22 protein-coding genes are annotated in these 21,906 nt (G+C 32.4%); 9 read left to right on the top strand and 13 right to left on the bottom strand.

Annotated features, from left to right (window positions below; all coding sequences use genetic code 11):
* Positions 1 to 9: 9 nt before the first annotated feature.
* From ACAM25_RS03505 to ACAM25_RS03495, 3 genes are read right to left on the bottom strand one after another with little or no spacing between them, the layout of a single operon-like run.
* A complete protein-coding gene (locus ACAM25_RS03505) occupies positions 10 to 2,313 on the bottom strand; it encodes a tRNA(Met) cytidine acetyltransferase TmcA (RefSeq protein WP_369610957.1) in 2,304 nt (767 codons plus the stop codon).
* A 3-nt stretch (positions 2,314 to 2,316) separates the two neighbouring features.
* Positions 2,317 to 2,562: a MazG nucleotide pyrophosphohydrolase domain-containing protein gene (locus tag ACAM25_RS03500; protein WP_369610956.1), complete on the bottom strand. Its 246-nt coding sequence runs from the start codon at positions 2,560 to 2,562 to the stop codon at positions 2,317 to 2,319.
* Complete coding sequence (locus ACAM25_RS03495) at positions 2,552 to 2,911, bottom strand: hypothetical protein (RefSeq protein WP_369610955.1); 360 nt, start codon at positions 2,909 to 2,911, stop codon at positions 2,552 to 2,554. Before ACAM25_RS03495 ends, ACAM25_RS03500 begins: the two co-directional genes overlap by 11 nt.
* Before the next feature lie 42 nt (positions 2,912 to 2,953).
* Here ACAM25_RS03495 and ACAM25_RS03490 point away from each other — a divergent pair, with 42 nt between their 5' ends.
* Positions 2,954 to 4,390: a gamma-glutamyltransferase family protein gene (locus tag ACAM25_RS03490; protein ID WP_369610954.1), complete on the top strand. Its 1,437-nt coding sequence runs from the start codon at positions 2,954 to 2,956 to the stop codon at positions 4,388 to 4,390.
* Here the strand turns inward: ACAM25_RS03490 and ACAM25_RS03485 are convergent.
* The gene (locus tag ACAM25_RS03485; RefSeq protein ID WP_369610953.1) at positions 4,376 to 5,272 is read right to left on the bottom strand and encodes a BadF/BadG/BcrA/BcrD ATPase family protein; all 897 of its coding nucleotides are present in this window, start codon (positions 5,270 to 5,272) and stop codon (positions 4,376 to 4,378) included. The genes ACAM25_RS03490 and ACAM25_RS03485 overlap by 15 nt on opposite strands.
* 52 nt (positions 5,273 to 5,324) lie before the next feature.
* Here ACAM25_RS03485 and agl3 point away from each other — a divergent pair, with 52 nt between their 5' ends.
* Positions 5,325 to 6,479 (top strand): UDP-sulfoquinovose synthase, encoded by a 1,155-nt coding sequence (gene agl3 / locus ACAM25_RS03480; RefSeq protein ID WP_369610952.1) that lies wholly within the window; start codon positions 5,325 to 5,327, stop codon positions 6,477 to 6,479.
* Here agl3 and ACAM25_RS03475 read toward each other — a convergent pair whose 3' ends face one another.
* From ACAM25_RS03475 to ACAM25_RS03455, 5 genes are all read right to left on the bottom strand, one after another.
* Positions 6,480 to 7,259 carry a nucleotidyltransferase family protein gene (locus ACAM25_RS03475; protein ID WP_369610951.1) on the bottom strand — a complete coding sequence of 260 codons (780 nt, stop codon included), beginning with the start codon at positions 7,257 to 7,259 and terminating at the stop codon, positions 6,480 to 6,482.
* Complete coding sequence (locus ACAM25_RS03470) at positions 7,249 to 8,376, bottom strand: glycosyltransferase family 39 protein (protein ID WP_369610950.1); 1,128 nt, start codon at positions 8,374 to 8,376, stop codon at positions 7,249 to 7,251. Before ACAM25_RS03470 ends, ACAM25_RS03475 begins: the two co-directional genes overlap by 11 nt.
* Before the next feature lie 11 nt (positions 8,377 to 8,387).
* Positions 8,388 to 9,206 carry a class I fructose-bisphosphate aldolase gene (locus ACAM25_RS03465; protein ID WP_369610949.1) on the bottom strand — a complete coding sequence of 273 codons (819 nt, stop codon included), beginning with the start codon at positions 9,204 to 9,206 and terminating at the stop codon, positions 8,388 to 8,390.
* Positions 9,207 to 9,224: 18 nt separating this feature from the next.
* Positions 9,225 to 10,706, bottom strand: a complete 1,482-nt coding sequence (locus ACAM25_RS03460; RefSeq protein WP_369610948.1) for a hypothetical protein — start codon at positions 10,704 to 10,706, stop codon at positions 9,225 to 9,227.
* Between the two features lie 242 nt (positions 10,707 to 10,948).
* Positions 10,949 to 11,350 (bottom strand): CBS domain-containing protein, encoded by a 402-nt coding sequence (locus ACAM25_RS03455; RefSeq protein ID WP_369610947.1) that lies wholly within the window; start codon positions 11,348 to 11,350, stop codon positions 10,949 to 10,951.
* Positions 11,351 to 11,462: 112 nt separating this feature from the next.
* Between ACAM25_RS03455 and htpX the strand changes: the two genes are divergently transcribed.
* Positions 11,463 to 12,437, top strand: coding sequence for a zinc metalloprotease HtpX (gene htpX / locus ACAM25_RS03450; protein ID WP_369610946.1), 975 nt, complete (start codon positions 11,463 to 11,465; stop codon positions 12,435 to 12,437).
* Here htpX and ACAM25_RS03445 read toward each other — a convergent pair.
* Together ACAM25_RS03445 and ACAM25_RS03440 are read right to left on the bottom strand one after the other, a co-directional pair.
* Positions 12,421 to 13,533 carry an ATP-binding protein gene (locus ACAM25_RS03445; protein ID WP_369610945.1) on the bottom strand — a complete coding sequence of 371 codons (1,113 nt, stop codon included), beginning with the start codon at positions 13,531 to 13,533 and terminating at the stop codon, positions 12,421 to 12,423. The genes htpX and ACAM25_RS03445 overlap by 17 nt on opposite strands.
* Before the next feature lie 19 nt (positions 13,534 to 13,552).
* Positions 13,553 to 14,947: a cobyric acid synthase gene (locus ACAM25_RS03440; RefSeq protein WP_369610944.1), complete on the bottom strand. Its 1,395-nt coding sequence runs from the start codon at positions 14,945 to 14,947 to the stop codon at positions 13,553 to 13,555.
* 16 nt (positions 14,948 to 14,963) lie between these two features.
* Here ACAM25_RS03440 and ACAM25_RS03435 point away from each other — a divergent pair, with 16 nt between their 5' ends.
* A complete protein-coding gene (locus tag ACAM25_RS03435; RefSeq protein ID WP_369610943.1) occupies positions 14,964 to 15,710 on the top strand; it encodes an adenosylcobinamide-GDP ribazoletransferase in 747 nt (248 codons plus the stop codon).
* Entirely contained in the window at positions 15,668 to 16,579 is a 912-nt protein-coding gene (locus ACAM25_RS03430; RefSeq protein WP_369610942.1) for a cobalamin biosynthesis protein, read from the top strand. The genes ACAM25_RS03435 and ACAM25_RS03430 overlap by 43 nt, the downstream gene beginning before the upstream one ends.
* Here ACAM25_RS03430 and ACAM25_RS03425 read toward each other — a convergent pair.
* A complete protein-coding gene (locus ACAM25_RS03425; protein WP_369611596.1) occupies positions 16,508 to 17,512 on the bottom strand; it encodes a zinc-dependent dehydrogenase in 1,005 nt (334 codons plus the stop codon). The two genes, ACAM25_RS03430 and ACAM25_RS03425, sit on opposite strands and share 72 nt — an antisense overlap.
* A 240-nt stretch (positions 17,513 to 17,752) precedes the next feature.
* Between ACAM25_RS03425 and ACAM25_RS03420 the strand changes: the two genes are divergently transcribed.
* From ACAM25_RS03420 to ACAM25_RS03405, 4 genes are all read left to right on the top strand, one after another.
* On the top strand, positions 17,753 to 18,175 hold the full coding sequence (locus ACAM25_RS03420) for a M48 family metallopeptidase (protein WP_369610941.1): 423 nt from the start codon (positions 17,753 to 17,755) through the stop codon (positions 18,173 to 18,175).
* A gap of 107 nt (positions 18,176 to 18,282) precedes the next feature.
* Positions 18,283 to 20,400 carry a glyceraldehyde dehydrogenase subunit alpha gene (gene cutA, locus ACAM25_RS03415; protein WP_369610940.1) on the top strand — a complete coding sequence of 706 codons (2,118 nt, stop codon included), beginning with the start codon at positions 18,283 to 18,285 and terminating at the stop codon, positions 20,398 to 20,400.
* The gene (locus tag ACAM25_RS03410) at positions 20,400 to 20,879 is read left to right on the top strand and encodes an RNA-binding protein (protein WP_369610939.1); all 480 of its coding nucleotides are present in this window, start codon (positions 20,400 to 20,402) and stop codon (positions 20,877 to 20,879) included. Before cutA ends, ACAM25_RS03410 begins: the two co-directional genes overlap by 1 nt.
* A complete protein-coding gene (locus tag ACAM25_RS03405; RefSeq protein ID WP_369610938.1) occupies positions 20,851 to 21,534 on the top strand; it encodes a polyprenol monophosphomannose synthase in 684 nt (227 codons plus the stop codon). The genes ACAM25_RS03410 and ACAM25_RS03405 overlap by 29 nt, the downstream gene beginning before the upstream one ends.
* Here ACAM25_RS03405 and ACAM25_RS03400 read toward each other — a convergent pair.
* Positions 21,517 to 21,831: an HTH domain-containing protein gene (locus tag ACAM25_RS03400; protein WP_369610937.1), complete on the bottom strand. Its 315-nt coding sequence runs from the start codon at positions 21,829 to 21,831 to the stop codon at positions 21,517 to 21,519. The genes ACAM25_RS03405 and ACAM25_RS03400 overlap by 18 nt on opposite strands.
* Positions 21,832 to 21,906 lie beyond the last annotated feature (75 nt).

Below are 21,906 nucleotides of genomic sequence, written 5' to 3'. Positions count from 1 at the left end.
TGCATTCAATCACAACTCATTTTTGTGAAACTCATCATCTAGTTTTTTTAATTCTAGACCTCCTTTTGAATCTGGCGTCAAACCATAATACCTATATAGGAGTTCAGCTATTGCCTCATATAATAGTTCATTAATTGTTGTCCTATTTGAATTTAAACTAGACGATGTAAACCTCCAGGGTCTCCCTTGAAGTACCTTCGCTATTAATATAATTTCTTGTTCTGGGGATAATGACCAATCCCTTTTTGCATCCCAAAAATACTTTAATGTAATCATATGTATTCCATCTGCAGAAGACTCATAAGGGCTAACTCCTTGAACAAACGCCAATATCTTATCAACATAGATTTTATTGACATACACCTCTCTGTGTACCTTTATACCATTTAGTATAACTCTCGCTACTTCTGGATCCATGCTGAAATAAATGTCATGAAGCGTATTTAGTATCTTATCTTTAAGTATCATCGATGCCACTTCAATTGCCTTTTTTGCTGTTTCACTTATTGGTTTCATTACAACTACAGGATAATCACCTAATTTTTCGTTCTTCCTAGGTGAAACGTGAACTGGAACAAAACCATTCTTAATCCAAAAGTTTAAAACCCTTATATCTCCCATGAAAGCTGAGCCTACCCAATCAATATTTTCTTCTTTTGCATCTTCATAAACCATCTTTAACATTGTACTTCCAAGACCCATGTCTTGTAACTCTTGTATTACTGCAATTCTCACAATTCTCCATCCTTTCATTCTTCCAAATTCTTTAAGCCTAACATGTTTGATGAGTCTATCTGGAATTAAATCACCATCAAAAGTTCCTCCTCTTAAAGCTAAATCAATTAAGTTATCTGGTAATCCACCTTCATCAGCTATCTGAACTAAACCTACATATTTCCCATCCAAAGTACTTAAAGCCTTTATTTTATGATGAACTCCATCAGCCATTATCATTAAATCGTTAGGATTATTTCTATAATGTGCAGTCACTAAAATTCCATATATTTGTCTTAACTTTTTATCATCACTAAACAACTCTTCTGGTGATACTGTCTCAAATAATAAGTGAGAAACGTCTTCTGGTGGTTCTTCTGGCTCAGCATCTAACAATAGAGTATCATAAAGCCACTTTTCAATAGGATCTCCTTCAGCATATCTAAGTGGTTTGACCATTTCTTGCCAATTAACGGCAACCTTTCTTGAGTTTAATATCTTTTTTAAGTATCGTAAAAATGTTTTACCAGAACCTTCATAACCATGGACTGTAGTAACTAAAACCACTTTTTTCCAAACTTTTAATGCTGAGTCAATATAACCAATTCCTATTGCAGCAGCTTCATCTACTACTAATAAATCTCCTTCATCTTCTAATGTAGCCTCCGGTATTTCATAATACACTTTAAAATTGGGGCCTTCAATAGAAAGTGGATAGCCATAAATTGAATCTTTTGTCTTATAAGGAATTAATAAAGCGTCTAAACCTTTCTTTAAAAATAGCATTAGTTGTGATATTCCAGTTGATGATGGAGCAGTTATAACTATTTTGAACTTTCTTCTCTTTTCTACCTTAGAGATTAATCCAGCTAAACCTAATCCAGTCACAGCACTTTTACCTCTTCCTCTTGCTGAAGTTATTACTAGAACTCTTCTTGAACCTCCCCTGATAAAGTTAAAACTTTCAAGTACTTTGTTTTGATCTTTACTCATACAAAGCTTATGCAACTCAATTGGCATTGAAGGTTTTTTAGGTATTTGAGGAGAAGGCTTTTCCTTTACTTCGCCATCAAAAGGCCTTGCGATATAGTCTGAATTTATAATCATGAATATACCTTCATGCTCATTCAATTTCCTTAGAAATCTATTCTCATACACATCTCTTATTTTGCCATTTCTTATTATAGAATTCCTAAACAGTTTGTGTTCTTTTAAATCATCAGTATAAAGAATTCCTATTCCTCCACCGCGTATAAGGTCTACAAGTCTACCAATATAATTTGGTTCGAAATTATCCACTAAATCTAAAATGACAACATCGAATGTTGAACCAAGATACCTTTCTGAAGATGAATAATCAATATCAGTTAAACTCACTATTTTCTTTATCTCATGCAATCTATCTTTTGCTCCGGAAACCCATGGATGAAACGCATAAGCTACAGAAGGGTTAGGATTAACTCTGAGGTAAAGTTCAAGAATTTCCCTTAAGTGTGTTAAATAGTCCTTATCTTGTATAAATATTAAGTTTCTATAATATCGCTGAACACTATCTCTAATACTATCTTCAAGAAGCTTAAAGAACTCCTCTTTATTCATTACTTATATCTTGTATTTCTTCCTTAAAGCTTCTTCTACGTCTATCCCAGTTAAGTTAGCTACTGATATGGCCCAAGCAATAACATCAGCTAATTCTTCTTCGATAGAGTTTTTATCCTTAGAAAGAAGAGCTTCAGCAAGCTCACCAACTTCTTCAACTAGCCAAGTAAATGTTGCATATAATCCTCTTTCTGAATCTTTCTCGAAATATAATTCTTTAAGCTTCTCTTGAATATATTTAACTTCCAATTCCTAGTTCCCTTTTTAATAGTCTAATATCATCCTTATCAATTTTTATATTCATCTTCATTTTTTCGTTGAAATTTTTATCAACAAAGAACACTTGAATTTCTCCTTTCTCTGAGATGTTTTGAACAAATTTTTTGTTTATAAAATATTCTAGATAAAGAGGATTTGAAGGATCATCATGAATTATATTCCTTAATACTACTTCACCTTCTTCTCTATCTATTTCTAGATCAATATTTACATCAGTACGTTTTGGCAAATCTTCAGTCATGCATAGTACATACTCATCACAGCAAACTATACAACTCCCTTCTTTTAGTTGAGACTTTATTTCATCTGGTATTTTCATTATACATGATGATTTATTTATTTCATTAAAAAAATTATACTGATGAAAGTAGCTTATGGCAAAAAAGTCGTAGCCTCACAAAATTATATTGCGAGTTATGTTGGTGCAAAAATATTGGAAAATGGTGGTAATGCTTTTGATGCAGCAATTGGAATAAGTGCCACACTTTCAGTGGTTTTGCCTTATACAAGTGGCATCGGCGGTGATGGTTTTTTATTAGCAAAAACTCCAGAGGGAATAATTGCTTATAATGCATCTGGTTGGTCACCAAAAGGATTAAATGTTGAAAAAATACCTTCTCCAAGACATCCTTCAACGGTTGTAGTACCAGGATTAGTTGACCTTTGGAATTATATTGTAGAAAATTATACCACAATGAGTTTGCATGAGCTCCTAAAACCTGCAATTAGCTTAGCTATAAATGGGTTTTATATAAGTAAATCTCTTGCCAAAGCGATAAAGAATTCTCAAGATTTAGGTGAGAGTTGGAGAAAAGTTTACGGAAATAAAGAGGCAGGAGACATATTGAAATTAAGGGAAATGGGAGAGGTTCTTAAAATAATTTCTAGGGATCCAAGAGAATTCTATGAAGGAAAAATAACTGAAGATATAGTTTTAGGATTAAGAAAACAAGGAGTAAATGTAGACTTTTCAGATTTCGCAAATTTTAGAGGGGAAGAAATTAAGCCTATAAAGACTACTTACAAAGATTATGAAGTTTATGAATTACCTCCTAATACTCAAGGAATTTCTACTTTGGAAGCTCTTAAATTAGTTGAATTAAGTAATATAAATAGATTTCCTTACGATGATGATACTAGAATTAATGAACATATTAAAATATATGGTATAGTGTATAGTGATAGAAATAATTATATTACTGATCCCAGATTTTATCCCCTTGATGTTAATTTACTCGATGAAAAGTATTTAATGAAGAGAATGAAAGATTTTAATGTAACAGCAACAAGTATGAATACTCAAGATACTACGTTCTTTGTAGTCTCAGATGGAGAAAATGAGATAGGCTTTATACAAAGCTTATTCTTTGCCTTTGGCTCTGGAATAGTAGTTAAGGATATTCCATTTAATAATAGAGGTTTTGGATTTACTGAAGGAAGAAATAAGCCAGAGCCTAGGAAAAGACCTTTGCATACACTATCTATTCTAATGGCAGAAAAAGACAAAGAAAATTTGATAATAGGCTGTGCTGGAGGGGATCTTAGACCTCAAATACATTCGCAAGTATTTGAATATTATGTAGACTATAACATGGAAATAGATGAGGCAGTTGATGCTCCTCGTTTTATGTTTCTAGGAAGCAAAGTAGTTGCAGAAAAAAGATTAAGAACAAAATATCAACAACTCGATTATTACTCTCCAGAAGTAGGAGTTGTTCAAGCATTAAAAAGAACAAACAAATATAGTATAGCTGTAGCTGATCCTAGAAGTGAAGGAGTAGCTTTAGTCGTTAACTAATTTTTTAATATCACACCCAACTTCTTTATAGGCTAATACCACAGCACCTATTTCTGGGTTTCTCTTACCTAAATCACCTTTTATACCATATCTTTCAAGATAAGAAGAAAAGAACTTGTAATAATATTTAGACTTAAACATTCCGCCTTTTAGATATACTCTATCTACTCCTATTTTTTTAGCTAGAAAAACAGCTTGACTCGCTAATAATTCTGCTCCTTCTTTTAAGATATTAATAGCATTTTCATCTCCTTCATTTGCTGCTTCATCTACTGCCACTGCAATAGATGCAATTAAATCAATTTGACAACTACTTGTATAAGTCCATATTACTAATTCATCTAAGTCTTTCACATTTATTTTGTTCAAGACCTTATAATATAATTCACTCTTTTCCTCTATGCCATCCATCATCTTTAATACTTTCCTTAAAGCCTTTCGTCCTATCCAATAACCAGAACCATCATCAGATATTAACCATCCTCTACCTCCTACTCTAATAAAATCTCTTCCATCAAATCCCTCAACAACACTCCCAGTACCAGAGATAACTACTACTCCTCGCTCTCCTAAAGTTTCAGCAAAGAGAGCAATTACGCCATCGTGTTGAATAATAACTCTAGGAGCAATTAAAGAAGCAAGAGGTACAAAATTTTCCCAATCAAATTTAGAATCTAAACCGGCAACTCCCATTCCAACTACATCCGGTTCTTTTTTTGAAGCAATTTTTACAGCTTCTTTAATATTTTCAATAGCTCGTGTTAAGCCAACATTATGATAGTTCCCTGGTCCGGATGAACCTTCGCCAATAAAATTTCCGTCACAGTCGTAAGCTACTGCTTTCGTTTTTGTACCACCAGCATCCACACCTACAATAATCATAAAAAACACCTTATCGAATAAATTTTTTACTTATTGATAATTAAAGATTATGATGAAAGTATTAATATTAGGAATTGATGGATATTTAGGATGGCCTTTAGCATTAAGATTAGCTAAAAGAGGCCATGAAGTAGTTGGAATAGACAATCTTTCTACTAGAAGATTTTCCGAAGAAGTTGGCTCTGATTCAGCATTTCCTTTACCTAAGCCAGAAGATAGAGTAAAAGAAGCAAAAAAACACCTTGATGTTGATATTACTTTTTACGTCGGTGACGTTACTGATTATAATTTCCTTCTTGACGTGATAAGAAGACATAAACCAGACACAATTGTTCATTTTGCCGAACAGAGATCTGCTCCTTACTCTATGAAGGATAGAGACCATGCTGTTTATACGGTAATCAATAATGAGGTAAGCACGTTGAATTTAATTTATGCCGTTAAGAACGTCGACCCATCTATTCACATACTTAAGATGGGTACTATGGGAGAATACGGTACACCAAACTTTGACATACCAGAAAACATTTATGTTGAGGCAATTGTCAATGGTAAAAAAGATAAAATTATTGTACCTAGAAAAGCTGGCTCAGTATATCACTGGACTAAAGTTCATGACACTGACTTTTTACTTTACTTCCATGAACTTTGGGGACTCACAGTAACAGATATAATGCAAGGACCAGTTTACGGAACTAGAACTGAAGAAATTGTTGATGAGAGTTTAAGAACTAGATTTGATTTTGATGAAACTTGGGGAACAGTAGTTAATAGGTTCTGTGTACAAGCAATTTTAGGAATACCTTTAACAGTTTACGGAAAAGGAGGACAAACTAGAGGGTTTATATCATTAGAAGATAGTATGGAGGCATTAACACTTCTTTTAGAACACCCACCGAACCAAGGAGAGTATAGAGTAGCTAACCAATTTGCTGAAATTTATAGTGTTAAACAAATTGCCGAGATGGTTAAAAAAGCTGGAGAAGAATTAGGATTAAGCGTAGAAATTGGCCCATTACCAAACCCAAGAGTAGAGGCAGAAGAACACTATTATAACCCAGAAAGGAAAGTCTTACCCTCTTTAGGATTCTATCCTAAGAAAAATTTAAGAGATGAGATTAAAAATATAATAAAAGATTTATTGCCGTATAAGGAAAGATTAGAAAGATTTAAACACGCTATATTACCTAAAACTAAATGGAAATAATTATCTTTTTATTTCTATATTTCCTAGTCTCTTATATGAGTAGTTCAAAGCCTCATAATAACTCTGAGGATCTCCAACATTAAGCCACTTCTCATTTTCAAGTTTTATTGCAAACACTTCTCCTCCATTTTCTATAATGTGCTGAATACCATAAGTTAATTCTAATTCCTTCCCTTCTTCAACCCTAATGCTTTTTAAACCATTGAAGATCTTAGGAGAAAATACGTAAACAGCAGAGATAGCAAGATTGCTTTTAGGTTCATTTGGTTTCTCTTGAGCTTCTAAAACCTTAAATAACTTATGTCCTTTATATTCACCTAAATCTTTTACAGATACTATACCATATCTTTTAGGATTATTAACTTCTCTTACTAGAAGAATAGCATCTGGTTTATTTTCTTCAAAAAGAGAATTTGCTTCTTTGTATCCTCCAGTTAATACACCATCATCCGCATGAACAAAGAATGGATCATTATTCGAAAAATCCTCAGCCCTCAAAACAGCGTCACCAAACCCTTTGGGTTCGGGCTGAAAGACAAATGTCACTCCTCTTTCAAATAAATAGTCCATTAAGAGCTTTCCATGCCTACCTACAACTATGCAAAACTTATTTACTCCTGCCTCTTGTAATGAATCCATGATTAAATCTATAACTGGTCTCATAACTATTTTTCCATCTTCAGTTATAAATAGTGGTAATAATGCTTTAGGCAAAACAGATGTAATATATTTCATTCTACTTCCTTTTCCTGCAGCAGTTATTACAGCTTTACTTACCATTTTTTACCACGTTCTTTAAATCTATATTCTTTATTAATTTAAATATTGAGGCTGCTATGTAAGTATTTAATATAGGGGCAAAATCAGTTACATAAAAACTAAATAAAGTGTGATTGCCTAAGAAATAAACTGCAACAAAAGCTATCCACATTGTCCAGGCTGCCATTGTTAAAGTGATCAACTTTGTATCTTTTAGAACAAATGCAATAGGAGTTGTTGCCACCCATAACCACATTATCAGTGGATTCGTTGAGGCGTAAAAATTATAACCTAAATAAAAAGGATGAACATCTAAAAACCAGTCCCAAGGAGTCGAGATTTGAGTAACAGCGGATAATGCTATATGGCCATTTGTTGCATCCCAACCTAACATGTACAAAAAGGAATTATGGAACCACGCATCTAAACTTCCAAAATATACCATTATCGGAATAGAAACTATTGCGAACGTAGCCGCCGGTATTCCTATACCATAAACAGCACGTTGTATTGGGCTTTTCCTTAATTCACCAACGTAAAATAAAAATGGTAAAAGTAAAGGAAATGCGCTTTCTTTAGAAGCAAAAGCTAAGCCTAAGGCAACTGAAGCCCATAAAAGTTTATTATCAGAAAGGAGTAAATACATTGCTAATAGAGAGAAGAATCCTACATAGACGTCTAATATCGCTATACCATGAATTACCCATATGTTTGGTGAAAGCATTATTAGGGCAGCAGAAACTAAACCAGCAACATTACCCCATAAATCATTTCCTACCAGTTTTCTAGTTAATAAGAAAGAAACTATAACAGTTAAATCTCCCATAATCCAACTTGGTATTCTCCATGCAATTGGTTTATAACCTAAAAGCAAAATAAATATGTCCATAAAATACTTGCCTAAGGGTGGGTGTTCTGGATTTATATAAGTTTGAATATTCTGCTCATTAGAATAAGGAAAATACATTGGAGGTTGAACGTGAAATATAAACTTCAAGATGTTATAGGCTGCTGTAGGATACCAAACTTCATCACCTATATACCCTTGAACCGGACCAAAAGTGATTACTGTGTAATATGTATAAATTGCCAAGGCAACAGCAAGAACTATAATCGAAACTAAAGTAATTTTATTCATTAAAAAAACGTCTATTCTAACATTTTTAAAACTTCTCCAACATTCTTCTTTTCATGAACTAAGGCTGAAATAGCTCTAGCCATCTTATCTGGTTCTCTGGCTTGCCATAGATTTCTACCAACTGTAACACCAGAAGCTCCAGCCTCAATAGCATCCTTTAGCATTGTAAGAAATTCTTCATCATTTCTGGTCTTAGGGCCTCCTCTAATTAAAATTGGCGCAAAAGCTACATCAACAACTTTCTTAAAACTTTCTTTTTCTCCAGTATAGTCTACTTTTAAAATATCAGCTCCTATTTCTGAAGCTAAACGGGTAACATATTTTACTAGTTCGGGGTCCTTAATTGAGTCTGGATTGTCTGGAGAAACGAACAATGGCTCTATGATAAATGGGATTCCATAATCATTTGCTTCTCTCCTTAGTATAGCTAATGTATCTAAATTAACTCCTTCAACTTGATCTTCCCCATATCCTACTACGAGATAAGTTACAACAGCATCTGCTCCAGCTTCAATAGCGTCTCTAATTGTATATACAGCTGAGTAATAACCACTCTCATATTTTCTATATTGCTGTCTCCATACGTTAGCTGTATCCAATCTAGCAATTAACATTGGCGATGCTCTAGAAAAGAAATTTTCTTTAACAAGTTTTACCATTGCGGGAGTCATTTGCAATGCGTCTGGGCCATTAAATGCAATTTTTCTAACAACCTCACCTACTCTCTCTATTCCTTTTAATGGACCCATAACTAGACCATGGTCTAGGGCTACAACGAAAGCTTTTCCTCTTTCAAAAAGTTTCCTCATCCTTATTTCTAAACCAGACATAAACTATAGTAGCCTTATCTACATAAGAATTTTTCTTATCTCTCTTATTGTAGACTTAACGAATGTTCTTGCATATGGATTAAATAAATAACTTAACAATAAATACAAGAAAGAAACTAGAGCACCATAAATTATCATGTCCGTATAAGAAACAAAAGTAAAATGAAGAAATATAATAGATAGAAGTAATCCGATAAGGAGTGATACAATGATCTCCTTTTTCGGTAAATTAAAATTATATTCTTTTTTAGCTATTGAGTATGATGTTCTTGTTAACCATAAAGAATTTATAAGCAAACCTAAGCTCATCCCTATTGCTATTAGATCTGGTGATTTATCACGCAAAAGATAAACAGCAATAGCCGAGATAATAACACCAATTGCACTTAATTTTATGTTGGTACCATTTAACTTAGCTGTTATCCCTTTAAATGGGTTCTCAGAGTCTTCCAATCCTAATGATTTATCTTTCATTACAATTGAGGTATAAAATATAGAATATAAACCGCGTAAATAAAATGATATCGATAAAATTATTAATGAGTATATCGCTGTAAGATAGTCTCTTCTTATATGATAAAGTAAGGCGTGCCCTTCAGATATTACTAATACTAACCAAAGGGTTGATAGGAAGAAAAACAAATTTAATGAAGTAGTTAACACACTAGGATCTTTAGTTTCACTAAGTTTTGCAATTAGTCCGTCATATAAAGAGTAAGACCAAGTTACTACATTAGAAATTATTAAAGCTGATTCAAAATAGGCAACTGGTATATCGTTATGAAGAAGTATTATAGTTATCCATACAATTGTTGCCTCTAAGATAAGTTGTATATAATAAATAACTGTCACTATTGACTTTTTAATCGTAATTAATGCTGATTTGAAATCAATTTTTAAATTTGCTTTTATTCTAGAAATACTTAAAATTGTTTGGGTTAAATAGCCTAAAAAATAGGCATATATAACACCAAGAATGGATAAATGAAAAACATAAAAAGCTATTATGACAGTAACTAATCTTATTATTTGAAAAGCCATAGTTATACTACCAATAACTAAAGGTGTTTTACCTCTGGCTATAGCGTAAGTTATTCTATAAAGATAAAAAGAGATTATCATTAATGAAGCCATATAAAAAGCCGTATAATCTGGATAATTAACTGCAGAAACAAAGAAAGGTACAAGAAAGACATAGATTAAACTACTTATAGTACCAATTAAGAGATTAAAGAAAATTATTCCTCCAACAGGTTTATTTTCACTTGCATATCTTGATGTTAACGTAGAAAAAATATCTGCTGGAATAGTAAAATAGCCTAAAACTAAAACGTATAAAGACTGCCAAGAAGCAAATACTACTTCTCCATTAGGTAAGGAACTTAGGTATTTTGCAACCAAGTATGTAAATATAAAAGACAATGGGGCGGTAATTATACGTAAAAATAGGTTTCTGACCCCGGTGTAAACAAGTCTAACCTCTTGCTGTTTTTCTTTCATTCATGCAAACAGAACAAATAGTACTTTAAATGTTTTATCAAATCTTTACACTCGCATTGAATATTGATACTTTTATAACTAGAAGGTTCTATGTAAGAAAGGTTAAGACACTCAGACGAATTATATATCTGAATTAATAGAGCTGAAAGATTTATTTTCTTATCTTTACTAATCTTTAAGAGTATCTCATACCATTCTTTTGGTATATTAAGTTTCATAAGAAAAAGGAAGAATAAAAGACTTTAATATTCACCCATAGTTTCAAACATATCATCTACTGCTCTAGCGATATCTCTTATAGAAACTATTCCTTTTAAATTACCCTTATCATCAATTACTGGTAAATGCCTGATATTAAATTGTCTCATTAATGCTAACGCTCCAGTAATAGGAGAGTCTTCCCTAATGGTTATAAGAGAAGCAGTCATTATTTCTTCAGCTTTTGCATCTAGACCTTTTCCTTTTCCAATTGCCTTCACAATATCTCTTTCCGTAATTATCCCTACTGGTTTATTGCCATCAACAACTATAACTGAACCTATATTTTTCTCTGTCATTATCTTTGCTATCTCACTTAAAGAAGTATCTTTAGAAATTGAAATAACTTGGCTTTTCATATATTCTTTAACAGTCTCTTCCTCCATAGTGAAATATTCGATGAAGAGACTAATAAGAGTTTTCCTCAAACCTAACTTGAAATAACTAACATCAATTATGAAAAAATATTTAAACAATTAATTCGATATCACTTTTGAAATGTTTTGGGAAGTAACTAAATTAAGAATAAGTATGATATTATCAGCTATTGCTATCGTACTACTAGGTTTTGGTTTGATATATGGAATTTTAGGATATTTCTTCGGATTCTCAAATGCCCCAATAATTATTACAGCTTCGTTAATTTTAGTGACTTTCTTTACAATTCTTCAATGGTTATTTGGACCAGCATTAATCAAAATATTTTATCATCTCACAGAAGTTGAGCCTACAGATCCACAATTTGGATGGGTTTACAATTTGGTGCAAGAAGTAGCTTATTATAATAGAATAAGCATGCCTAAAGTATATATTGCTAACGTTCCATTTCCTAACGCTTTTGCGTTTGAAAGCCCAATATATGGCAAAAACATGGCTATTACGATGCCACTTTTAAGAATGTTAACACCGGAAGAGATAAAAGCTGTTGTAGGACATGAATTAGGCCATCTAAAACATAAGGATACTGAATTATTACTTGCAGTAGGTCTTATTCCAACTTTACTATATTGGATAGGATATAGCTTATGGTGGGGAGGATTATTAGGCGGTGGAGGAGGAAGAAATAATAACTCTGGAACAATGTTTCTAGTAGGTATAGCTTTAATAGCATTTAGTTTTGTCTTTAACTTATTTGTATTATTCCTTAATAGAATGAGAGAAGCCTATGCTGATGTTAATTCTGCATTAACAGTTCCTAATGGTGCTAAAAACTTGCAAACAGCCTTAGCAAAAATAGTTCTTTCAACTGATCCTGATATTATAGAGAGATACAAAAAGAAATATGGACAAATAGGCAGTATGTTATTATTCTCTGGATTTCATGTAGAAGAAAATATTCCATCTTATAAAGTTCAAGAACTTGTAGAATACTGGAAACATATAAAAGTAAGCCCATTTGCTGATCTATTAAGCGATCATCCTCATCCGGCAAAGAGGATACAATTACTAGAAAAACTTACTCATACTCAATAGTAGCTGGAGGTTTTGTAGTAATATCATAAACAATTTCCTTAATTTTTTGTATATTAATTTCATCAGCTATTTTTTCAAGTAAATCCCAGTCTATTTTTGCAAAGTCTGCAGTCATAAAATCTTGTGTTATTACAGCCCTTATCCCTACAGTGTAAACACCATTAGGATCTTTATCCTTCACCTTTACCACTACATGAGTTATATTATATTTTGTTATTTTTTCCATAATTTCACGTAAAGATTCGTAATCCTTAGAACATTCTAAACCGGCAACATTACCATAAGCTCTTACATCTCCTTTTACACCAGTAGCTAATGATTTGTAAATTTTTACTTTGCACCCTACTTCTGAACTTAGTTTCTCATTGTATTCGGCGTCAGACTCAAAAATAACAGCAAAGTATTGTGAGAGATTTAGATTAGATAAATTTCTCTCAACTATTGCAGTTGCTCTCCTAACTAACTCAAGTTTTTCCCTAGTTAGTTTTCCTACAGTTCTGACGAGCAATCCCGGACCAGGAAATGGCTGCCTATTATATATCTCTTTTGGAAGTCCTAAATATCTCGCTAAAGCCCTAACTTCATCTTTATATAAATCAGCTAATGGTTCTACTACTTTGAAACCCCATTCTTTCTCAGTATCTATACCAAGTTGAACTAAAACATTGTGCTGTGTCTTTATTCCTCCTTGCGTTTCTACCCAATCAGCTGCTATTGTACCTTGAATTAAATATTTAGCATTATATTCCTTCACAAGTCTAGATAAAGTATCATAGAAAAGTTGTCGAAATTTCTTCCTTTTTTCTTCTGCGTCAGAGAGTCCTTCAAGCCCAGATATAAATCTCTCACTTTCGTCAATTATCTGTAAAGGCATAATATCTTTAAGCATATTCTTTACATTATTAGCTTCGTTTTCTCTTAGAAAACCAGTATCTATCATTATTGGAATTATTTTCTCTCCAAGGATTTTGTATGAGAGAACAGATGCTGTTGTACTATCAACTCCACCACTTACAGCTGCAATAGCTTTACCATCAACTATCTCTTTTAATTGTGGTGAAATTTCCTCGATAAACTTTTCCGGGTTGAACTCCATTGATTTATCTAATTAAAAATTACCCTAATAAATTCTGCTCTATATTTATTTGACTAAGTAAATCGACATAAATGTGTTTTTTAAAAATAGCCGAAAATTTATCAGCTTGTTCTCTGATTTCTTCCTCCATACTGGAAGCATAAATCTTTATTCCGTATTGTTCTTCTAGTAATTTCTTTCCTCCTTTAGAAAATAAAGAGCCATGAATACTAAATCCCATTTTATCTCCTTTAAGGGCACCATCTTTTACATTAACTTCATTAAAACCGCGCCTTGTTATAGTTAATAGAGGCTTATCACTATAGTAAAAGATTCTTCCCCTTCTAATCTCATATCCGTTTAGCTCAATATCACTCCAGCTTCTTGCTATAACTTTATCTTTATCGAAGGTCGTAACAAAGTCGAATACTCCTAAACCATCGTATTCTCGTCTCTCACCAGTTTCATAACCATACGGATCAACGAGCTTTTTGCCTAATATCTGAAAACCGCCACATATTCCTAAAACTGGTTTCTTTCGTATATACTCTACAAATCCATTTTCTATTAGCCAAGTTAGGCTTTCATATGTATTCCTACTACCAGGCAAAATTACAAGGTCAACCTTAGCTAACTGAGAAGGTTTTCTTACAAACCTTAAATGAGCATTTGACTTTTGAAAAGGATAAAATTCATTAAAGTTACTCATAAAAGGATACGAGACTACTCCTATCTCTAATTCTCCTTCTCCAATTTCGTAAATATTCATAGAATCTTCCTGCATTATGGGGGGTTCATCCAAATAAGGAAGATACCCAAGAAACCTCATGCCAGTTTTTTCTTCTAACCATTTTATCGCTGGTTCTAATAACTTCTCTTCACCACGGAACTTATTTATTATAAAACCTTTCAGGTTCTTTCTTAAATTCTCTGGAATAGTATAATATGCTCCTAATGCTGATGTAAATGCACCTCCTCTGTCAATATCAAGAACTAGTATTACTGGAATATTAAAATCCTTAATTACTTTGACCATAGTAACGTCTTTTTCAATGAAATTAGGTTCAATTCCTCCAGCAGATTCTATTACTAGATCTTCTTTTATATAGTACCTTATTTTTTCCCATAAATAATCTACTTTAGAATAGTATTCAGTAGTAGAAAAAATGCCTATAGGAGTACCAAAATAAATTACTTCTATTCCTTTACCCGATGGTTTTAATAGAATAGGATTCATATATCGCTCTGGTTCAACTCCTTTTGCAAAAGCTTGATAAGCTTGAATAAATGCTATTTCTCCTCCATCCATAGTAGGAAAACTATTCAACGACATATTTTGAATCTTCATTGGAGTTAAACCAAGGGTCTTTACTATCCCAGTAGTTACAGTAGATTTACCAGTATCACTCATAGTTGAAGCTATAATAATTGCCACATTTTATCACAAGAAGATGAAAGTATTTAAGGAGATTGCATCTCAAATATCTTTTTTCACTATCATTCCTTCAGTTAAGGCTACATTAGAAGAGACAGCAAATATGGCTTTTATTTCACCTATACTCGTTGGTTTAGTAACAGCATTAATAGACTATACAGTACTATATGTAAGTATTAAAGTCCTTGGAAATTATGGGTTTATTCTTCTTATACCTACAGTTGAAATAATAAGAGGTTTTCATCATCTTGATGGTCTTCTTGATTTCGGAGACGCTTTAATGACTAAAGATTACAACAAAAGATTAAAGGCTTTACATGACGTAGAGGTAGGAGCTGGAGGCATCGGATTATTTCTGGTTTATCTTTCGCTCTTTTTATCTGTGATTTTATCTATGAAAAATTTGAGTTTCTTTCCATTGCTAATTGCTGAAGTTGAGAGTAGAGGGTTAGGAATTCTTATACTTTCTATAATGAAACCAATGGAAGGTAGTTATATGGGTAGAGTTTTCCATGAAAGATTAAACAATAAATGGAAAATTATTAGTCTCTTAATTCAGATAGCATTAATAGGAAATATTTTAGTGATTATCTCATTTTTATTTCTATTCCTTCTCTTCTATTTCCTAGGTTATAAAACGTTAAAGGGAAGTTCTGGTGATCTTGTTGGAGCTATAATAACTTTATCATTTCCTTTATTCCTTTTAATAGCTGAAAGAAGTTGTTACCCATTCTTTATCTCGCTATTTTACTTGATCTTTTAATAGGAGAGCCACCTTTATTTATACACCCAGTAGTGTGGACTGGTAAAATCTCTGAAAAATTAATTAAACCTTATCGTGGATATGCTTACGGTATTTTTATCTGGATTACTTCAGTAATTCCAGTTCTTATATTTCTTCTCTTTCCGTTATACATTCCTAATAAATTAATACAGATTATACTACTTGTATTATTCCTTAAAACCACATTTTCAATAAGATTACTTTATTCACTAGTCAGAAAATCAATTCCTATTAACTTAGAAAATAGAAAATATGCTCAACAATTAGTTAGGAGAAACGTTTATATAATTGACGATCCTCATGTAGCTTCAGCAGTAATCGAATCATTGTTTGAGAGTTTGGTGGACGGAATTACTTCACCTATTTTTTGGTTCCTTATCTTAGGTTATCCTGGTGCTTTACTTCAAAGGTTAGCAAACACTATGGACAGTATGGTAGGATATAAAACGCCAGAATTGATAAAAGAGGGATGGTTTTCTGCGAAAGTTGATACAATATTAAATTATATTCCGGCGAGATTAACAGCAATTCTTATGTTAATCTCAGCTTATTTACTTGGTTTTAAACCTAGAAATACAATAGAAACTCTAAAGAAAAGTAATATTGAGAGTATAAACGCTAGGTACCCTATTTCATTTGCTTCAGCAATTTTAAATGTAAAATTAGAAAAAATTGGTTACTATTCTGTTGGAGGAGGAAATTTACCAAATGAAAATGACGTTAAAATAGCGTTAAAAATATTTAAAGTTACACTCATTCTTTTCATCTTAATGATTTCAATCATATATTATTACCTTTATGGCCTCTCCTTCCTTAGCTATCCTTACGGCCTCATTAAATTCCTCTAATGGGAATTTGTGTGTAATTAATTTCTTTACATCAACTCTTTTCTCATATATAAGTTGTAATGCTTCCTTTGTATCTTCTTCTACTGCTGCATTGCTTGAGATTATGGAAATTTCGTTATTAAGTAGTTCACTTATATCATAATTTAATATTGTACCTTTGTATGGAACACCAAAGAGTAAAACATAACCTCCTTTCCTAACCGATAGTAAGCCAGACAATATTGCTGAAGGGGAACCAGAAGCTATTATTGCAACATCGACTCCTCTTCCATCTGTTAACTTTTTAACTTCAGTAGGAACATCAACTTTTCTAGCATTTAATGAGTAATCCGCACCAACTTTAGTTGCATACTCAATTCTATAATCAGCTACATCTGAAGTTATTACTTCTCCAGCTCCATTAGCCTTTGCCATCATTACGTGTAATAAACCCATTGGTCCAGCTCCTACAACTAAAACACTATCACCTTTGTTAACTTTCACTCTCCTTTGTGCCCTAACTACAGTAGCTAGAGGTTCGATAAAAGCACCTTCATCAAAAGATACTGTATCTGGTAATACTAAGATTCCACCTCTCAATACATTCCATGCTGGAACCCTAAAATATTCAGCAAAACCTCCAGGGTCTAAGTTTGTTTTCCTATAATAAGGACACATAGTAGGGCTTCCATGGGTACAATAATAACATTCATAGCATGGAACATGATGATGAGCAAAAACCCTTTGTCCCGGTTTAAGAAAATCAACGCTTGATTCCTCTATTATACCAGTAGGTTCATGACCAAGTATAGGTTGTGAAGCCGTATATTGCCCACATATTTTTTCTATGTCAGTACCACAAAGTCCGCATGCTTTCATTTTAACTATTACATCTCCCTTTTCCTTTATAGTTGGTTTTGGTATTTCTTTTACTACAGCTTTACCATTTTCCATTAGTACTGCTTTCACAATTAGAAAGAAGAAGAGTAGAATTAAATCTCTTTTTGCTTAGAGAGCGTTCAAAGTAGAATAAGTCAAGTGTAATGAAACTGCTTTTTATTTTTAAGCAAAGATATATAGTAATACCGCGTAAAAATACTTATGAATATTTTTATTTTTGGTTTACTCCCTCTTTTATTTATAGTTGATAGACTAAAAATTAGAAAATTTCGCTTCTTGTTTAATTTTCATAATTTGAAAGTTTTACTTGACGATAGTACTGATATTAACGCGTATATAATTGGAAACAATCTTGTAATAACTAAGGGATTTCTAACCCTCAATAAGGATGAGCAAAAAGCTATTTTAGCTCATGAATTAGCACATGTTACCCTAAATCATTATAATAAATTGAGATCTATAATAATTATCAGTTTAGGAGTCTCCTTCCTCCTTTTTCAATTTAACATTTTTATATCCCTTATCGCTTTAATATTCGCATTCCTTTTACAAAATTATATTTCAAAAAAGCAAGAAATAGAAGCCGATAGATTAGCTTATAGGGTTGTCGGAGATTTGTTAAAAAACGTAATCTATAAATACGGTGACAATGAAATAGGACTTTTTTCAACCCATCCCAATGCAGATGTAAGAATAAAAATGCTTGCCACAACATAAGAAAGTTTTTAAGATCGAATCATCAAACTTTAAACTTATTTTTAGAAGAATATTCAAAACTACTTCACAAAAAATATATTTTAAATCTCCTCATTATATTTTTATTTATGTACATTGGTAAACCTATAAAGAGGATTGAAGACGTAAAACTAATAACTGGAAAGGGAACTTACGTTGATGATATTGAAATTCCCGGAACTCATTTTGTTACATTTGTTAGAAGTAAATATCCTCATGCAAGAATAAAAATTAAAAAAACTGAGGGAGTATATACTGGGGAAGACATAAACCCAGGGAAAGATTTTCCTATACCAACAAAAGAAACTACCTATGTAGGACAACCAGTTGCAATTGTAATAGCAAAAGATAGATATGAAGCTTATGACTTGATTGAATCAGTTGAGGTAGAATATGAGCCTTTAGATTACGTAATTGACCCCGAAAAAGCATTAGAAGATAAAATAAGAGTTTATTCTGGATTATCCTCAAATATATATTACCATGAAAGATGGAAAGGAGGAGACGTTGAAAAAGCGTTTAAAGAAGCTGATTTAGTTATTTCTGATACCTTAATAAATCAAAGAGTAATAGCATCACCATTAGAAACTAGAGGAGCATTAGCTTATTTTGACGGAAGTAAACTAACTTTCTATTCCTCAACCCAATCTGCTCATTATCTAAGAAGAAATCTAGTTGACTTCCTTGGTTTTGAAAACATAAGAGTTATTCAACCTGATGTTGGTGGAGCTTTTGGAAGTAAAATTATTGCTCATCCAGAAGAATATGCATTAGCCAAATTAGCTATTAAGCTAAGAAAACCTTTAAAGTGGATTCCTACCAGAACAGAGGAGTTTATTTCAGCTGGCCATGGAAGAGATAAAAAGCTAAAGTTTGAAGTAGCAGTAAAGAAAGATGGTACAATATTAGGTTTAAGAGGGACATTAATTGCAAATCTTGGAGCACCTTATCCAGATGCTAACGATGATGAAGCTGGAAACGTAAAAAGTACAGTTAGAATGTTACCCGGAATATATAAAATATTAGGAGCAGACATTGACGTTTATGCAGTACATACTAACATAACCCCAACACAGTCATATAGAGGAGCTGGTAGGCCAGAAGGGATTTACTTTATTGAGAGAATAGTTAATATTGTAGCTAATGAATTAGGAATTGACCAATATGAAATTAGATTAAAGAACGCGATAGATTCAACACCTTATAAGAACATTTTTGGAATAACTTATGATTCTGGAAACATAAAGAAACTACTTGAAATAGCTAAACCATATTATGATGAACTAAAAAAAGAGGACGGATGCATAGGAATAACAGCCTATACCGAAATTACTGCCTTTGGTCCCTGGGAAGTTGCTAGAATTTCTGTAAAATATGATGGTAAAGTAACTCTTATAACGGGAACAGGACCTCATGGCCAAGGAGATGCTACAGCATTCGCTCAAATTGCTGCAGATATATTGGAATTACCAATAGAAAAAATTGAAGTTAGATGGGGAGATACAGAAATTATTGAAGATGGAATTGGTACGTGGGGAAGTAGAACAGTTACTATTGGAGGTTCTGCAGTTCTTTTAGCTTCACAAAAATTAAAGGAAAAACTAATAGAAGTCGGTGCCAAAATGCTAAATGCAGATAAAGAAGAAGTAGAATATAAAAATGGTGAAGTTATACATAAAAGGAGTGGTAATAAGATAAGCTTCCTAGAGATAGTTAAAAATGCATTTAAAATGGGCGAAAGCTTAGATGTTACATCAATATATACTGTAAATCAACCTCCAACCACGCCCTTTGGTGTTCATTTAGCTTTAATTAAAGTAGATGATACTGGAAAAGTTTATGTTAAAAAGTATATTGCAATTGACGATATAGGTAACGTAATAAATCCATTACTTGCTGAAGGGCAAGCTATTGGAGGAATAGTACAAGGATTAGGGCAGGCCTTACTAGAAGGTGCTTTCTTTGACGAGAACGGCCAACTTTTAACAACTAATTTCCAAGATTACCCTATTCCAAGTGCTATTGAAGTCCCACAAATAGAATGGCATTATGAGGTTATTGGCAAATCTAATCATCCGACTGGAAGTAAAGGCATTGGCGAGGCTGGAGCTATTGCTGGAACACCGACAATTATAAATGCTGTTGAACAATGCATTAGAAAGAGAATAACTAAAATGCCTATAAAATTTGAGGAGTTGATAAAATAATGCAAAAACATTTCCTTTCTGAGAAAGAAGCCAGAAAGATTCTTTCTGAAATAAAAAATAAATATAAAATAGAAATACAAGGAAGAATAGAAGTAGGTAAAGAAAAAAAAGAGATTTATTATTTTATAGATGGAGTTCTCTCCTTCTTTTCAGATGATTTAATCCCCACCCTTTGCTTTATAAGAAAGTATAACTTACAACTTCCCTCAGTTGTAGTTGATGAAGGAGCTGTAAAACATATTGTAAATGGTGCTGATCTTTTTGTCCCAGGAATAGTACAATATGATTGTGAGTGTAAAGAGGGGGATATTGTTCTAGTAAAGACTAAAACTAACATTCCTATTGCTATTATTAAGGTAATACTGGATAAAGAGAAAGCTTTAGCTGAAAAGAAAGGTAAGTTTGGAATAAATTTACATTATTTAAATGACAAAATATGGGAAATGTGCAATGAAAGGAGTTCTGGTTCCAACTTATAATGAGGCAGAAAACCTTAAGGAACTAATACCCAGAATAAAGGAGAATGTATCCGATGCTAAAATTATTATAGTTGATGATAATAGCCCAGATAAAACTGCAGAAATAGCAGAAAGTTTAGGCGCAATTGTTTTTGTTAGAAAGAATGAAAGAGGATTAGGCAGTGCACTAAGATTTGGACTCTTAAAAGGAATCGAACTAGGTTTTGAATATATTGCAACAATGGATGCTGATTTAAGTCATGATCCTGTTTATCTACCAAAAATGTTTGAGGCTGCAAAAAACGCTGATCTAGTCATAGGCTCAAGATACATAGAAGGAGGAAGAATTGAAAACTGGCCTTTAAAAAGAAGAATAATTAGTAAAGGTGCTAATATATTAGCAAGAAGTTTACTTCATTTAAAGGTAAAAGATAGTACTTCGGGTTATAGGGTTTACTCTAGAAATGCAATTGAATTAATTAAAAATTGTGAAAATGCAGATGGCTACGAGTTTCAAATATGTGCAGTTTATAGAATTGAAAAAGCAGGACTAAAAATTATTGAAGTACCAATAACTTTTAGGGATAGAAGTAAAGGAAAGAGTAAATTAGGAAGTGAAAAAATTCTAGATTGGTTTATTTATGTCTTAAAATTATCTTTAGGTCTTTCCTCTTGATTTCTTCATTTTAGAAAGTTCTTCCTTTAATGATTCTACCTCTTTCTTTAAACTAGCTATTTCATTTTCATGTAGCTCTAAAATTTTCTTTATTTCATCATTTGATACTGGTCGATCATCTTTTAATTTAATGTTTTCATCTACAATTTCTACGTATCCTAAACGATATAGTTCCCTTGCATATCCTTTAGCTGTTTTTGGAGAGATTTTTAACTCTAATGCTAGATCTTTTATATTTATTTCTTTCTTTTCCTTTAAAAGAGAAATAATATCTTGTAATCTTGGGGTTAGCTCCATATTCTTAAGCTTACCATAATATTTGCTTTTAAGCTCTAAGGCATAAGAAATAATGAGAACATTGGTACTATTATT

Origin of the sequence: Sulfurisphaera javensis (assembly GCF_041154675.1) — an archaeon.
Taxonomy (GTDB): domain Archaea; phylum Thermoproteota; class Thermoprotei_A; order Sulfolobales; family Sulfolobaceae; genus Sulfurisphaera; species Sulfurisphaera javensis.
This window is presented reverse-complemented; position numbering and strand designations above follow the sequence as displayed.